The sequence below is a fragment of the Synechococcus sp. PCC 6312 genome, from assembly GCF_000316685.1.
Classification (GTDB): Bacteria; Cyanobacteriota; Cyanobacteriia; order Thermosynechococcales; family Thermosynechococcaceae; genus Pseudocalidococcus.
Genome location: NC_019680.1, coordinates 3,590,378 through 3,605,076 on the forward strand (window position 1 = coordinate 3,590,378; position 14,699 = coordinate 3,605,076).

General features: G+C 47.9%; 11 protein-coding genes. 8 read left to right on the forward strand and 3 right to left on the reverse strand.

Features of this window, described 5'->3' with window-relative positions; translation table 11 throughout:
* The first annotated feature begins 533 nt into the window (after positions 1-533).
* From SYN6312_RS17445 to SYN6312_RS17475, 7 genes are all read left to right on the forward strand, one after another.
* Entirely contained in the window at positions 534-2,009 is a 1,476-nt protein-coding gene (locus SYN6312_RS17445) for a TldD/PmbA family protein (protein WP_015126219.1), read from the forward strand.
* A gap of 61 nt (positions 2,010-2,070) precedes the next feature.
* Positions 2,071-3,096 carry a gated ion-channel transmembrane region/gated ion-channel ligand binding domain-containing protein gene (locus SYN6312_RS17450; RefSeq protein ID WP_015126220.1) on the forward strand — a complete coding sequence of 342 codons (1,026 nt, stop codon included), beginning with the start codon at positions 2,071-2,073 and terminating at the stop codon, positions 3,094-3,096.
* Positions 3,097-3,751: 655 nt separating this feature from the next.
* The gene (locus SYN6312_RS17455; protein ID WP_041430925.1) at positions 3,752-4,906 is read left to right on the forward strand and encodes a response regulator; all 1,155 of its coding nucleotides are present in this window, start codon (positions 3,752-3,754) and stop codon (positions 4,904-4,906) included.
* A gap of 40 nt (positions 4,907-4,946) precedes the next feature.
* The gene (locus SYN6312_RS17460; protein ID WP_015126222.1) at positions 4,947-5,315 is read left to right on the forward strand and encodes a response regulator; all 369 of its coding nucleotides are present in this window, start codon (positions 4,947-4,949) and stop codon (positions 5,313-5,315) included.
* Between the two features lie 25 nt (positions 5,316-5,340).
* Positions 5,341-5,841, forward strand: coding sequence for a chemotaxis protein CheW (locus tag SYN6312_RS18560; RefSeq protein WP_015126223.1), 501 nt, complete (start codon positions 5,341-5,343; stop codon positions 5,839-5,841).
* Positions 5,838-7,412, forward strand: a complete 1,575-nt coding sequence (locus tag SYN6312_RS17470; protein WP_015126224.1) for a methyl-accepting chemotaxis protein — start codon at positions 5,838-5,840, stop codon at positions 7,410-7,412. The genes SYN6312_RS18560 and SYN6312_RS17470 overlap by 4 nt, the downstream gene beginning before the upstream one ends.
* 27 nt (positions 7,413-7,439) lie before the next feature.
* Positions 7,440-10,148: a hybrid sensor histidine kinase/response regulator gene (locus SYN6312_RS17475; protein ID WP_015126225.1), complete on the forward strand. Its 2,709-nt coding sequence runs from the start codon at positions 7,440-7,442 to the stop codon at positions 10,146-10,148.
* Between the two features lie 8 nt (positions 10,149-10,156).
* Here the strand turns inward: SYN6312_RS17475 and SYN6312_RS17480 are convergent, their stop codons facing one another.
* Genes SYN6312_RS17480 through SYN6312_RS17490 form a run of 3 tightly spaced genes read right to left on the reverse strand, consistent with a single transcriptional unit; the run spans position 10,157 to position 13,706 of the window.
* Complete coding sequence (locus SYN6312_RS17480) at positions 10,157-11,353, reverse strand: hypothetical protein (protein WP_015126226.1); 1,197 nt, start codon at positions 11,351-11,353, stop codon at positions 10,157-10,159.
* Between the two features lie 16 nt (positions 11,354-11,369).
* Positions 11,370-12,110 (reverse strand): class I SAM-dependent methyltransferase, encoded by a 741-nt coding sequence (locus tag SYN6312_RS17485; RefSeq protein WP_015126227.1) that lies wholly within the window; start codon positions 12,108-12,110, stop codon positions 11,370-11,372.
* Between the two features lie 12 nt (positions 12,111-12,122).
* The gene (locus SYN6312_RS17490; protein WP_015126228.1) at positions 12,123-13,706 is read right to left on the reverse strand and encodes a glycoside hydrolase family 3 N-terminal domain-containing protein; all 1,584 of its coding nucleotides are present in this window, start codon (positions 13,704-13,706) and stop codon (positions 12,123-12,125) included.
* Positions 13,707-13,725: 19 nt separating this feature from the next.
* Here SYN6312_RS17490 and SYN6312_RS17495 point away from each other — a divergent pair, with 19 nt between their 5' ends.
* Positions 13,726-14,694, forward strand: a complete 969-nt coding sequence (locus SYN6312_RS17495; RefSeq protein WP_015126229.1) for a YihY/virulence factor BrkB family protein — start codon at positions 13,726-13,728, stop codon at positions 14,692-14,694.
* Positions 14,695-14,699 lie beyond the last annotated feature (5 nt).

Here is a 14,699-nt window from a genome sequence, read left to right on the forward strand (position 1 = left end):
CTTCCCAAGGAAATGTCCGCCATGCAACGGTTAGAGCCGAAGAGACTCTCTAGGGCAACCCGGATCGGCAAGATGCAAACTTCGGTTGGCACCCCTCGGACTATCCCCATATGGCTGGTGACGATCCCAAAAGTGGCACTCAGATGATGAACAGCCTAAATCAGAGGGACTAATATGAATTCAGTGAGGAGTGATTCGCAAACAGAAAGCTTCAGGGTCGAAACACGGCAAGACTCCTGGAGCTTTTCTTTTTGATAACTAGACTAACCCTTCTACTTTGCCCCTCCATCAAGAGCAACACAAAAGTCTGAGCTAGATTTTTACCCTTTGAGTCAATGATTACCAGGCCTGGGGCGGATTACTAACAAGGCTCTGCCACTGCCATCCATTCATCAGCATCAAAGAATTACCTGTGGGCCTGGCCTCATTATTTTAGGATGGCGGAGATTTGTTAAATTTGTAAGGACATAGCCGCACCCAAACCATTTACTTTGTCCTCGCCACTTCGGTCTTGATCAAGGAATTATCTTTTCATGGCTCCTGCAACTACTTTGCTAATTTCCCACGAACTCCCCAGCCTGACCTATACCCCGAATCTAGAACGGTTTGATCTGTCCTGGGAAGCACCGTTATCCACCTTGCTGGGCCTGGGCCGGGCAGCCGGGGCTGATTTAGTCGAGTTCTTTCTAGAAAGAGTGAACTATATCAGTTGCTTGGCCGAAGAAGAGAAAATTACCAGTATTTCACCGCGCTTAACCACTGGGGCTGGGGTACGGGTGTTTCGGGGCACTGCTGATTGTTATGTCAGTACCAACGATTTAAGTTTTAGTGGCTTACGGGCCGCCCTTGAAAAAGCTTTATTGTTGATGGGCCTCAATCTCCCCAGTCCCCAGGCCTATGTTCCGGAAATTTATTTAGAGCTACTGCGGGATTATGGCGGGCAGAAAGGAAAAGACTTTTGGTTAAATACCTGTAGCTCTATTTCAGAAACGGGCGAAATTCTTTTGGCGGCCAGTGCCGAAATTAACAACGTCACCCAACATTTGCAATCGCGGCGGATTAGCTATTTTCGGGATTGGCAAGAAATCTTAGTAGCGGCCAGTGATGGGACGTTTGCCCGGGATATTCGCCTGACCCAATCGGCGGGAGCTTCGGTGTTGTGTGCTGATGGGGAACATCGAACCTCTATTGGTGAACGAAAAGGAGATACCAGTAATCCTAATTTCCTCCGGGCCTGGGACTATCAAACTACGGCTGCCGATGTTTCTGAAGCGGCGGGGCGGATGCTGCGGGCTGATTACATTGAATCGGGAACTTATCCGGTGATCATGGCTAACCAATTTGGCGGTGTGATTTTCCATGAGGCTTGTGGGCATTTACTAGAAACAACCCAAATTGAGCGGCAAACCACGCCCTTCATTGATCAAAAAGGCGAGAAAATTGCCCATGAAAACCTGACGGCCTGGGATGAAGGGATCTCGCGGGGGGAATTTGGCACGATTGACATGGATGATGAAGGGATGCCCGCCCAACGCACGCTTTTAATTGAACGCGGCATTCTCAAAAACTTCCTCAGTGATCGGGCTGGTTCATTACGGACAGGTCATCCTCGCACGGGTAGTGGTCGCCGCCAGAGTTATGCCTTTGCCGCCGCGTCTCGGATGCGAAATACCTACATTGCGCCCGGAGACTATTCACTTGATGATTTGCTCGCTTCCGTAGATAAAGGACTGTATTGTAAGCGCATGGGCGGCGGCAGTGTGGGGGCAACGGGACAATTTAACTTTGCAGTCGAAGAAGCCTACCTGATCGAAAACGGCAAAATTACCAAACCCCTCAAAGGCGCAACTCTGATTGGGGAAGCCAAGGAAATTATGAACCGGATCTCTATGTGTTCGGAAGACCTGGGCCTGGCAGCGGGTTTTTGTGGTTCTGTCAGTGGCAGTATTTATGTGACGGTCGGGCAACCCCATATCAAGGTAGATAGTATTACGGTGGGTGGGCGTTAGATTGTATTCAAGGGGATTCAGATGGGGGTGGGGGCTGGTTATTTTCCTATTGATTATTGGAATGGGATATCCCCCCGGCCTGGCAGAACCTCTAGCAACTGTCAACAGGCCCCCCACAGCCCAACCAAGACTTGAGCAATTGCGCCCCCAATTGCAACTGCCCTCACAACAACCTGTAACGGTCGAAGCTGGAATTTTTGTCTATGACATTGGGGAAATCAATCAGGTTCTGCAAAAGTATCAGTTAAATACTGTGATTTGGCTGATTTGGCAGGACTCGCGATTGGCCTTTACGCCTGATACAGAGGAGAAACCAGAAAGGCTAATACCTTTAGCAAAAATCTGGTCGCCTGAGGTAGAAGTCGTGAATAGTAGCAACTTTGAGCTACCGACTGATGGCGATGTCATTGTTGAACCTGATGGAACGGTCACCTATATTCGCAAGATTAACCTACAACTGGCTTCGGAATTAAATTTGGCCCATTTTCCTTTTGATCAACAGCAGTTAAGACTCATTCTAGAATCCGAGGACTACAGTATCAATAACGTTGTGTTCAAGGTGAGTCCCAAGCCAAGCCAGTGGCGACAAGAGGTATTTCTCAGTGAATGGAAATTAAACAACATTACTCAAGAAGTTACAACAACTCAATTAATTCCTCAAACTGATGATTATTCTCAAGCTCGATTTAAGATTGAGACCCAACGGCGGAGTGGATTCTACATTTGGCGGGCATTCTTGCCATTAATGCTGATTGTGATCGTGGCCTGGTTATCTCTTTGGGTTCCTTTATTTAATGTTCCCACTGGTCCTTTCCCCCTTTCCATTGGAGCCTTACTCACTGCAATTACGTTTAACTTTAGTATTAGTAGCAGCTTACCGCGGGTAAGTTATTTAACCTTTTTTGATGCTTTCTTCCTAATTTGTTGTATTTCTATCTTCCTGACCTTAGTCATTAATGTTTATCTGACAAAACGACAACAAGAACAGCAAATGGAGACAAAAATAATTAGACGTTTAGGCAGACGACTGATTCCAACTAGCTTCCTGGTTTCTTTAGTCATCATTATCCTCGTTTTCTTAATCTAGGCCTGGTTCAAGCCTCATTGAGACGATGCTTACTCATTTTTAACTAGCACATTGAACCTATGGAGAGTATTGACTTGTAAAAATCTCATGTTGGGAGCCAAAGTTTTTCTAACTAGCCCTTACCAGTCCTAATCTGGACAACCCGATATGGCTTGGGGCGTAGCTTAAGGCATTTGAACAATTAACCAGTCAGGCTGATCAAAGCTCAGATAAGGTCTGTTAATAATCAGCATTGGATTATTCATAAAACCTGATGATATCAATAGAAAATTTTAATTACAGGCCTGGCTAAAATCTGGAAGATACTGACTAATAGGCAGTGGGGGTAACCATAAAAAGTCTTTCCTCCGCATCTCCCGAATTTTATAGTGTTTTCCATCCCCAAGGAATTGTTAATTTAGATACATTTTGCTAGAGGAGATTTCTCTAAGCTGTACCAAGGGGGTTATAGTCAAAATCAACTCAGTAAGATATGATGCCTAAACATCTTTGAGTCACTGAAGCTTTAGCTCACTGAAAGGGGTGTGGACTAAAGACTTTAGAGGGGAATTTGAGGGGAAGTTAACATTTGCTTATTGACTAGGTTCGTAGAGTTTTCGATTACGGCTCAACACGACACAAATACTACATACCTTGAGGATTAGCTACAGCGACCATGACACACACCACCTTACCGAGTTCTAACACTGCTCCTCCGAAGCCGACATCGAAGGGCAACCCAATGGTGTTTCCGGCCAAGGTACTTCAGAAAGTTACGGCATCCCACTTGTCTGGCCGGTTTACCTTTTTCGACCCCAACGATAAATCGGTCATTTGGCAACTCTATGTGGGCAATGGTCAATTCCACTACGCCAATAGCAAAATGGGACAGCCAGAACGAATCACCTACTTGCTCCAGCAAATTGGAGTGCGGCTGCCCGTCAACTTTACAGAAAACCAGACCGACTACCAGTGGCTCTGTCAGTTATGGAAAGCAGGCACACTGAATCTAAACCAACTTCGCAAGCTGATCTTTCTTCTCAGCCAAGAAGCCCTTGTCCATTTACTGGCCCTGCCCCAAGCAGAAGTTGAGTTCGACCGGGTCTTGGGTTTAGAAAACTTAATCTTATCCGTCCCCATTCGCCAGGCCATTCTCCCGATGCGCAGCGAAATCTCTCAGTGGGCCCAACTGCGGACAATCATCAGTTCTCCCTTCCAGCGTGTGACAATCACGAACCCCAACAAACTGCAACAATGCCTCTGGGAACACAGCACTAACTTAACCCTCTTTAAGGGACTCACAACCCATCTTACCCCTGGCGTGAGTATCTACAGCCTGGCGACCAAGCTCAAACTGTCCACCTTCGACACCGCCACTATTCTCAAATCTCTGATCGCTGAGGGCGGGATTGATGTTGGCCCCTTTGTGCAACCCAAACAAGCTCAACGCCCAGTCGTGGCTTGCATTGACGATAGTAAAACCGTTCAGCGCAATGTCCGGCTCATTTTAGAAACATCGGGTTATCAAGTCATGGGACTTACAGAGCCAGCCCGGGCAATTACGGCCTTAGCCCGACAAAAACCGAATTTGGTCTTAATGGACATTACGATGCCGGAAGTGGATGGCTATGAACTTTGCCGTATGCTGCGCCAGTCTGATCTCCTTAAGGATGTGCCAATTGTAATGTTAACCGGACGAGATGGGCTAATTGACCGGATTCGGGCTCGGATGGTCGGCGCAACAGACTATTTAACCAAGCCATTTACACCCCAAGAGTTGCTGACGTTGGCAGAACGTTTTGCCCGCCAGGCCCGGCCAACAGTCGCTTAGCTAATAGGAAGCAAAAAGAAGGAAAAGGACGATACAAAGCATGAAAACAGTCTTGGTTGTAGAAGATTCGCGCACAGAGCAACAATTGCTGACGGGTTTATTGGAGCGGTCTGGCCATAAGGTTGCTTTAGCCGAGTCAGCAGAACTGGCCTTGACATGGCTGGCTGAGAATCAACCGCCGGATTTAATTGTTTTAGATATTGTCATGCCTGGAGCCAATGGCCTGGAGCTATGTCGGGAAGTCCGGGCGAAACCAGATCTCAAAGAGATTCCGATTGTCTTCTGTTCATCAAAGGATCAAGAGTTTGATCGGTTTTGGGCGTTACGGCAGGGGGGAAATGCTTACATTACTAAACCCTATGACCCTGATGAATTGTTAGAGACTGTTGCCGAATACTTACATGATTAGGGGCTAGAGCAACGTTGGGGGATGCATGGAACAAGAGTTTTTCCATATTGAATTAACCAAATCTGTTCATATTGCTGTGCCACTGACCCAAACAGCAGAGGTGTTGACGGTGGAAGCCTCGGAGCTCTGCCCCATTCCGGGGGTTGCGCCAGCCTTGTTGGGGGTTGTCAACCAGCGGGGGCGGTTACTCTGGATGGTTGATTTGGAATACCTCTTGGGCCTACAGCCAACCCATTCCAGCAAACGCCGCCGGTCTCCAGCCCTGGTCGTTAATTGGCTTCCTGATGAATCTGAGGATCAAGAGGCTGAGTATCATCTTGGCTGTTTAACGAGCCACCTACGGGGTATTGTTGCCTGCCAGGCCAAGGACATTAGCCCAGTCCCTCCTCGCCTCGAACAACGGATGCATCAATTTTTTTCAGCCTGGATTCATCCACCTGGGTACTCCTTGCTGAAATTAAATGTTGAAGCCATTTTTACTGCCGTACAACTTTACTCTTCCCCTACCTCAATGGCCCTCCTATGACTCTGACAACCGATTCCCTCACCACCTCTGGGGGTATTCCCAGTAACGATGCCTATTTTGAAGCGATTATCCGGCAAGATGTGGCCGCCCTTCAGCAAATTATCACGGCTGATCCCCAGGATTACCTAGCTCAATTTAGCTTGGCCACAGCCTATGAGCAACAGGGGTTAACGGCGGAAGCAACAGCCATTTATCGGCAACTCGTCGCCGCGGATGAGAATGGATTCTATGGGATTAGTGCCCAAAATAGTTTGGCAGCCATCGCGGGCCAGGCCATTCCTCTCTTTGTCCCCAGTCTTCCCAAAGTGGCCCTTGCCCCCCCCCCAACTGTTTTTAGTTTTCTGGGGGGAGGCGATAAGAAACTCCGGGGAGAGCTAAGTCGCTTACTCAATATTTTTCATAATCATGGGGAAGATTGGGCCAGTGAGTTACCACAGGTGGACTGGCAGGATCCACAAGTGGTTGGATTGGTTAGCTATTTACAAAACATTGACCAGAAATTTCAGGCTCTTTACCAGACTGTCACAGATTTGGAGGCCCAACGCCGCGCCGAAGCTCAACAGCAAAAACAAGAACGCCTCCGAGTTCAGGAAGCCGTGATTAATCTGCTATTGGATATTGAGGGGGCACAGCGGGGAGATTTAACCGTCCGTGCCAAGGTGGATGAAGGGGAAATGGGGTCTATTGCCGATGCCTTTAACGCCACAGTTCGGAGCTTGCGAGATATTGTTATGCAGGTGCAAGCGGCGGCAAACCAAGTCCAAGACGCGGCTCGTTCCAGTGAAACATCCGTCCAACGGTTATCCACGGAAGCCCGTACCCAGGCCGAGGTGATTGCCAACACCCTAGAGTCAGTTGCGAATATTGCCCAGTCCATTCAGACCGTTGCCGCCTCGGCCCAAGAAGCGGCCCAGATTGCTCGCCAGGCCCGGGAATCTGCCCAAGTTGGGGATCAGACCATGGATGCCACGGTGGACAGTATGGAAAATATTCGCACCAGTGTGGCAGAAACCTCAAAACGGATGAAACGGCTGGCCGAATCGTCCCAGGAGGTCTCTAAAATCGTCAACATCATTTCCGGGATTTCGGAAAAAACCAACCTTTTGGCCTTTAATGCCTCGATTGAAGCGGCGCGGGCGGGAGAAAATGGGCAAGGGTTTCGGGTGGTGGCAGATGAAGTGCGCCGACTGGCGGAACGGGTAACAGACTCGACCCACGAGATTGAACAGTTAGTCACCGGGATTCAACAGGAAACCGCAGACGTTTTAAGCCAAATGGAAGCTAGTACAACCCAGGTGGTTAAAGGCACACAACTGGTGGCCCAAACTAAAGATACCCTCCAAGGCCTGGCCAGTATCAGCCAAGAAATTGATGCTCTGCTGGAAAGCATCTCCAAATCCACGGTTTCCCAGACAGAAGCCTCCTTAGTGGTCAACGAAACAATTCAAGAAGTCGCGACAATTGCCCAAACAACCTCCTCAGAATCGGAAGGGGTAGCAAGTTCTATGCAGACATTGGTATCCGTGGCTGAAAAACTACAAAGTACGGTCTCACGTTTCCAAGTTGACTAGCGGAAAATCGTCTTAGGTGGATGCCCTATGCCTCTGAATGCTGCTGACCTTGATGCTATTACCCGTGAAGCCCGCCTTTGCTTTCTCCAAGAGGATGCCCCGGAATATTTGGGGATGCTGGAGCAGGGAGTCCAGGCCCTAACTCGCCAAGCCCAACCCTCCCTCGCCGCCTATTCAGAATTAATGCGGGCAGCCCATACCCTCAAAGGGGGGGCTGGAATTGCCCAACTGCCTGATTTACAACAAGTAGCCCATCGCTTGGAAGACTTATTAGAAGCTCTACATCAGGGGCGGGCCCGAGACTACAGTACGGCCCATGAATTGTTGGCCTTGGGGGTTGAAGAAATTCATGGCTTAGTTGTGGCTGCCACCGAGGCGCAATCCCCCCAGCAAGACCCCAACCGCAATGCTCTGCTCCAGGCCCTGGATCAATTTCTCAACGATTTACCCAGTGAGGCCTTACCCCAAAAAACTAGCTCCACCGGGATTTCCCCAATTGTCCAAGCTGTCTTAACAACCGATTTGGAGGATAGCCTCAAGCAATTAGAAGCCGCTCAGTCCCACCCCAGTCAAGCTCTTAATGCGGCTCTAAATACCTTTTTGGTGGAGACAAAACTGTTGGGGCAAACCCTGAACCTGGCCTGGCTGACAGAGGTTGTTGAACACATTACGGTTCTCCGCAGTGAGGCCCCATTAGCTGAATTAGTCCCTGCCATTATTAGTGAAATCCGGTTAAAACGGGCGGAATTTCTAGCCGGAAAACTTGCTCCATCCCCTCAGAACCCAACTCCGGCAACGCCAGAATCTTCTCCACCTCTAGAGCCAACTTCTCGTCCACCTCAATTAGAACCAACCGCAAAATCCGAAAAAGCATCCCTGAATTTGCGGATTCCACTCACCCGGATGGATCGGATGGGGAATACAGTCAGTGAGTTACTGATTAGTCAAGAACGCTTAAACCTCTACCAGGCCCAGTTTCAGCAAATTAGCCGCGAACTCAAACGCCGAATTAGCCAATTTGGGCCGATTCGAGAACAGGTGCAAACCCTCTATGACCGCCTGGCCACAGCACCAAGCCTCAAAGCAAATGGACATCATTTACCCCTAGGGGTCTCCCCTGATCCCGCCCCGGAATTTGACAGTCTCGAATTTGATCGCTACACAGAACTTCATTCCACCCTGCAAGACTTTCAGGAAATCATGGCCCGAATTCAGGAAACGGGGGCCGACATTGACCTCCTCAATCGGGAATTACAAGCGGCGTTAGATGATGGGCGGCAGTTTTTAGGCAGTTTGCGGGCTGATTTAACAGATGCCAGGCTTGTCCCCTTTCGAGTCGTTGCTGAACGATTTATCCCGGCCCTAAATAGCCTTAGTCAACGCTATCAAAAACCCCTGAGCGTGGAAATTCATGGGGAAAATACCTTACTAGATCAGGCCATTCTGGAGCAACTGAAAACCCCGCTCACCCACCTTGTCCGTAATGCCTTTGATCATGGGGTTGAGCCGGCCGCAGTCCGTCAACGCAATGGTAAACATCCCACCGCAAAAATCATTCTCTCGGCTAAAGTGTCGGGCAATCAGGTCTTGATTAGTGTGGTGGATGATGGGCAGGGGGTGAATCTGGAAAAAGTGACCCAAAAAGCAGTCCAAAAAGGGCTTTGTCCGGCCGAGGCGGTTTCCCTATTAACGGAAGAGCAGATCTTAGAATTTTTGTTTGCTCCCGGATTTTCTACAGCGGCGGAAGTAGGTGATTTATCGGGGCGGGGTGTCGGCCTGGATGTAGTGCGGCTGCAAGTGGAGCGATTGCGAGGGACGATTCGGGTGAGCACCAAACCCCAACAGGGTACAACGTTCACTTTGGCCTTACCCCTAACTCTGAACATTCTGCCGTTATTGCTGTGTCAAACCCATGACTTTACCCTGGCAATTCCCTCTGTGAACATTTTGGAGGTGATTAAGCTGTCCGAGTTTATGGAGCCAGGCATCCCGACAACTAGAATTATCTGGAAAGATCAGACGATTCCCTATGCACCGCTGCAACAATTTTTACCCTATGCTCGCCCCACCAAGGCGGCTCCCCTCACGGCTGCAATTGGGGTGGTGGTGGAGGTGAATGAGCGACCTATGGCTGTAGGGGTGGATGCTTTATTAGAAGAGCGGGAGTTTGTCTTAAAACCCTTTGACACCACCATTAAAGTACCTCCCTATGTGATGGGCTGTACAGTTTTGGGAACAGGTGCGGTTGTGCCAGTCCTCTCCCCCCCCCAATTTGAACTCTTACTTCAGAGCCCCGCAGAACTGCCAGCCTCTCCACCCCCGCCCCCCGAATTGTCTCGCCCTGATCAAGTAACCCTGATGATCGTGGATGATTCGGTAGCGGTGCGGCGGCTGTTAGAGCGCGTGTTAACCCAGGCCGGTTATGGGGTTATTTCCTGCCGAGATGGACAAGAGGCCTGGGAGCAGCTCAATCGGATTAGTGATCCCATCCGGTTAATTATTTCAGATGTGGAAATGCCGCGTATGGATGGGTTTGCCCTGTTACAGGAAGTCCGCCATCATCCCCAGTGGGAGGCTTTACCCGTGGCAATGCTGACATCTCGCAGTGGCGATCAACACCGCTATAAAGCTCAACAATTGGGGGCAAATGCCTATTTTGTGAAACCGTTCCAACCTGTGGACTTAGTCAATCAAATCGCTAAACTGATTCAGAAATCGGCCTATACCCCTGTTTGAGCTGCAATCTAAAACCTGTGACTTTCACGCCGTTTTTGCATCGCAAGAGTAGCTGTAGGAATCGCCGCAACAGCCACTGCATTGATCAATTTTGGGCCAGGGTTAAAGGCAACAATCACAGCAGCAATGGCCGAGGAAATCCAGAGCGGTTTTTGAATATCATAGCGAGTTGTACGGACTAGTTGAAGCTGGCTTAGGGTGGCTTGATTCAGATTTTGTTTTAATTCGGCAACCCAGGCCTGGAGCTGGTTGTTTTGAGCTTCTAAGTGCTGAATTTGGGCATTTAAGGTCGCTAGTTGGGTTTGTCGTTGATCTTGAATGGTTTGATGTTGTTGAATGAGTTGCTGACGTTGTTGATGGTGGGCCTCAATTTGATTTTGGCGTTGAACCTCGGCCTGAGCTAATTGGCTTTGCAGTTGCGCGACTTGTTGCTCAAAAGCTTGTAAATTAGCGACTAACTGTTGGAGATAAACTAACTCCTGTTCTAACTCAACAAGATGCTGCTGCTGTTCTTGAAATTGTGCAAGTTCAGCGAAGAGATTCATTTTCTCTATCTGCAAAGATTCAATTCTATACGTAGATACAGTTAATTCATATTCTTTTTGAGCCAGATTATCAAATAATTGATTAATTTCATCATTTTTTTGGTCAATCAACTGCTGATTTTCATTCAGAATTGCCTCTAAGGTTTGCTGATCTTCAACATTATTTTGAATCGTATCAAGAGAAACTGAGTGAGCCAGCAAGTGAATTTCTTGATTACGAATGTAAAGTTGGTGCCTTAAATTTTCAATTTCATTGACTAATTTTTGAAGCTCTGAAGATTCAGCTACCTCGGTATTAAATGTTAACCATTTTCTAAGAGTTGATTGAATCTCCGGCTCAGCAATAAGTTCTTGAATGAGTTTCTTTTGTTTAGGAGCAAATATTTTTTGTAGTTCAGCTTTGACTTGGCGGGCATATAAATTGTCATTGCAATCATCAATCGTAATGTAACCAGAATAACTGGGATGCTCAAAATATTCATCATGCTTATAAATTTTGTGATCCCCAGGAGTACGTTCTAACCACCACCCTTGAGACTCTGCAATAGATTTTAGTTCTCGTGCTGGACGATTTTTACTCTCTGAATTTATGGTATCAATGATTTCTTGATTTCTATTTATTAATTGCTTCAACTTTTCATGCACAGACTCAGGAAACATAATCAACTCCAGGTTTTCAGATTAATTTACTTTTAATAATTATAATTGGCTTGTAAGTTAACCAGGCCTGCCAGTAGTCTTTACCTAACTCTTTGATACCTTCGGAAGAGACTTCGGGAGCAATCCATTGAATTGGCGTAAACCCGGCCTGGATAAAAGTTTGTTCATAGGTCGTTGGACTGAGGTAAAAATCAATCACCTTAAATTCAGTGCCATCGGGCAAAATGAAGCCAACTTCTAGGGGAGTTCCCTCAGTTAAAGGTAGTTGCGCGGTTTTGGTAAAGCCATAGGGAGTACAGATATCAAATGTTTCCGGAGCCTGGCCTAAGTTGTTGGTAACGTGAATGGTTCGCCCCTGGGGTTTGAGGTTTTTAGCGATGGCCTGGAGCATTTTTAAGAGGGTAGATTGATCAGGGGCATGGTTAACTAGATAGGAAGAAACGACTAAATCAAACTCACCAATCTTCTCCAGGCCTGTCACATCTGCCACTAAATATTCAACTCCCAAGGGATTTTGGATTTCAGCCGCCCTAGCTAAGGCAATCATTTCCGGTGAAATATCCACACCAACAACCTGAGCCGCCCCTTGTTGTTTGAAATAACGACTATAGATTCCTTCCCCACAGGCCAGATCAAGAATCCTTAAGTCGGTTACATCGCCAATTTCTTTTAAATAGGTGTAGGCTTCACTATGCCAGCGAAACGGTAACTCTCGCGAGGCCTGGAACAAGTTAGCAATGGTGTCGTATTCAGCCATGATTTTTATGAGTTAGGGGTGACGAAAGAGAGTTTCAATCGCAAAATTTTGAGCAATTAGACTATGACCGTAGCTAAAAACATAGGGAATATCTTTCGGGAGATTAGGCTGGATACTGTCTAAAACATAAGGACTACCATAAATGATGATACCAACGAGATGTTCTGAGGCGATGAGTTGCTGAATTTTAACTTGGGCTTGTTCACTTAATCCGGCCAGGCCCCGAAACGGATTCCCACGGCTAAAAATTTGCACCAAGGTTGGTTGTTGAGGTATCTGCTTTAACTGCCCTAAAGATGTATTGCAATCAACAAGCTCTAGTTGCTTAAAGCCAAACTGAACAGGTAATTTTACCGCCGGGGCAGTGCGACTCAGATAATCTTGATGTAACAAATCATCCACAATAAGACAATTAATGCCATTGGGATTTGCTCGTAGTTGACAAGGCAGATCACTGGCAATTTGCGATGCCCTGAGAATTTCCGCACTGAGTTGCCAATCTTCGGGATGAGAAAGTGAATTTAACCGAAAGTCTGAGGGTTCAGTAAAAACTCTCGCTTTGGCGGCAAAAATGCGAGTCACTGATGCCTCAATCCGTTGGCGACTAATTTCTCCAGCTTCCACGGCCGCAACAACAGCGTCAATCGCACCCGGTGGATCAACGGGCATTAACAAAATATCAGCCCCCGCTTTGACGGCCATGACTGGGGCCTGGTTTGCACCATAACGATTGGCAATGGCTCCCATGACTAACGCATCTGTGACAATTAACCCCTGAAAGCCCCAGGCCTGGCGGAGTTCTTCTGTTAAAGCTTTATAGGATAAGGTCGCGGGATAGATGTCATCTAAAGAGGGAATTAATAAATGCGCGCTCATGATTGTATCTACCCCGGCGGCAATTGCGGCTCGAAAAGGCGGCCATTCAATGGTTTCTAAACGGTTACGGTCATGGGGGAGAACGGGCAAATCTAAATGGGAATCTGTAGCCGTATCCCCGTGGCCTGGGAAATGTTTCGCCGCCGTCAAAACTGGATAGATTCTGGCCCCTTGAATAAAAGCGCAGGCTAATTGACTGACAATTTCAGGACGTTCCCCAAAAGCCCGGACATTAATCACCGGATTCGCGGGGTTGTTGTTAACATCTACGACCGGGGCCAAGACCCAATTTAAGCCAATACCGAGAGCTTCCCTAGCAATACAAGCCCCCATTTTAGTGGCGTAGTTTTGGGCGCGTTCCGGTTGAGTTTGGGCAATTTCCGCTAAGGCTAATGGGGGTGGAAATTCTACGGCTCCTGAAAATCTTTGCCCAACACCCTCTTCAATATCCGCCGCTAGTAGTAAAGGAATCGGGGCCTGGGATTGTAATTCTTGACAGCGATGGGATAGTTCCGCCGCACTCCCCCCCAGGAAAATGACACCCCCCACGCCCAAATCGTTGACCCAGTGATTGAGAATATCTGTAGGTGGCTCCCAGGCCGGATACTGAATTTCCTGATCAAAAATATGACCACTGGCCCGCACCACTACCATCTGGGCCACTAATTGAGGCAAGGAAAGCTGCTCAAGCTCTGGCAATGGCATTTTAACCTCAACCATGGAGTAACTCCAAACTATCATGCCCCTGAAACGAAATAACTTCCCCCGTGCCTCAGTCGCGCAGATTATCCGTTATCTACAGTCTGTGGTTTTACCCGCCACCCCCACCCAATTGATCGTACAAACGGGGCGACTCTGGAACCAAAATCACTGCACACAGATGGCCGCAGCCTTAGCCTACTATGCCCTGTTGTCTCTCTTTCCGTTGCTACTAGTGGCACTCAGTGGCCTGGGATACTTCCTGGGGCCGGGTAGCGTAGGATTTCAAACCATCAAAGCCAGTATTGAGCCATTCCTCCCCACAACCGTTCATGATCTAGTCCAGGAGACGATGTATGCGCTTCATCAAAGTAGTACGGGAGCCGGCCTGGTGGGGTTCATTCTCCTCCTGTTTTCAGCCAGTACAGTCTTTACCAGCTTAAGAACCGCCATCAATCAGATTTGGCAGTCCCAATACCCCAGGCCTCAGCCGCCATCCTTACAAGGGGCAATGCTTTCAATTCTGCTCAATAGACTGTTGGCCTTTTTATTAGTCATTGGTACCGCATTACTACTCTTTGTTTCGTTAATAATGAATATCGTTGTTGAATTGATTTTAATGTTGGTTGCGACGTTTCAAGATAGCTTCTCGCTTCTCCAGCTTGACAACTTCAAACTAGCCCAGGGCCTACAAGGTGTTTCATCCCTCTTTCTCTTAGCTTTAGCAACTAGTATTCTTTTTAAGATTCTGCCATCAGCTCGGGTTCAGTGGCGAGATATTTGGCTAGGAGCACTACTAACAACGGGATTACTCAAGGGATTACAACAGCTAGTTAGCAATAGCATCATTACGATTGGCAGTCATTTTCTCTCCTATGGTGTTATCGGCAACGTGATGATCTTGCTACTCTGGATCTATTTAACCTGTGCTATTTTCCTCATGGGTTGTCAACTTTCTTACGTTTACGCGCATCTTCTGGGTCGTTACCGTACCAAGGGCCTGGAATAAGGGCA

Coding starts and splice junctions, on each gene's coding strand:
- SYN6312_RS17445 (WP_015126219.1), top strand. CDS start 534: ATGGCTCCTGCAACTACTTTGCTAATTTCCCACGAACTCCCCAGCCTG.
- SYN6312_RS17450 (WP_015126220.1), top strand. CDS start 2,071: ATGGGATATCCCCCCGGCCTGGCAGAACCTCTAGCAACTGTCAACAGG.
- SYN6312_RS17455 (WP_041430925.1), top strand. CDS start 3,752: ATGACACACACCACCTTACCGAGTTCTAACACTGCTCCTCCGAAGCCG.
- SYN6312_RS17460 (WP_015126222.1), top strand. CDS start 4,947: ATGAAAACAGTCTTGGTTGTAGAAGATTCGCGCACAGAGCAACAATTG.
- SYN6312_RS18560 (WP_015126223.1), top strand. CDS start 5,341: ATGGAACAAGAGTTTTTCCATATTGAATTAACCAAATCTGTTCATATT.
- SYN6312_RS17470 (WP_015126224.1), top strand. CDS start 5,838: ATGACTCTGACAACCGATTCCCTCACCACCTCTGGGGGTATTCCCAGT.
- SYN6312_RS17475 (WP_015126225.1), top strand. CDS start 7,440: ATGCCTCTGAATGCTGCTGACCTTGATGCTATTACCCGTGAAGCCCGC.
- SYN6312_RS17480 (WP_015126226.1), bottom strand. CDS start 11,353: ATGTTTCCTGAGTCTGTGCATGAAAAGTTGAAGCAATTAATAAATAGA.
- SYN6312_RS17485 (WP_015126227.1), bottom strand. CDS start 12,110: ATGGCTGAATACGACACCATTGCTAACTTGTTCCAGGCCTCGCGAGAG.
- SYN6312_RS17490 (WP_015126228.1), bottom strand. CDS start 13,706: ATGGTTGAGGTTAAAATGCCATTGCCAGAGCTTGAGCAGCTTTCCTTG.
- SYN6312_RS17495 (WP_015126229.1), top strand. CDS start 13,726: ATGCCCCTGAAACGAAATAACTTCCCCCGTGCCTCAGTCGCGCAGATT.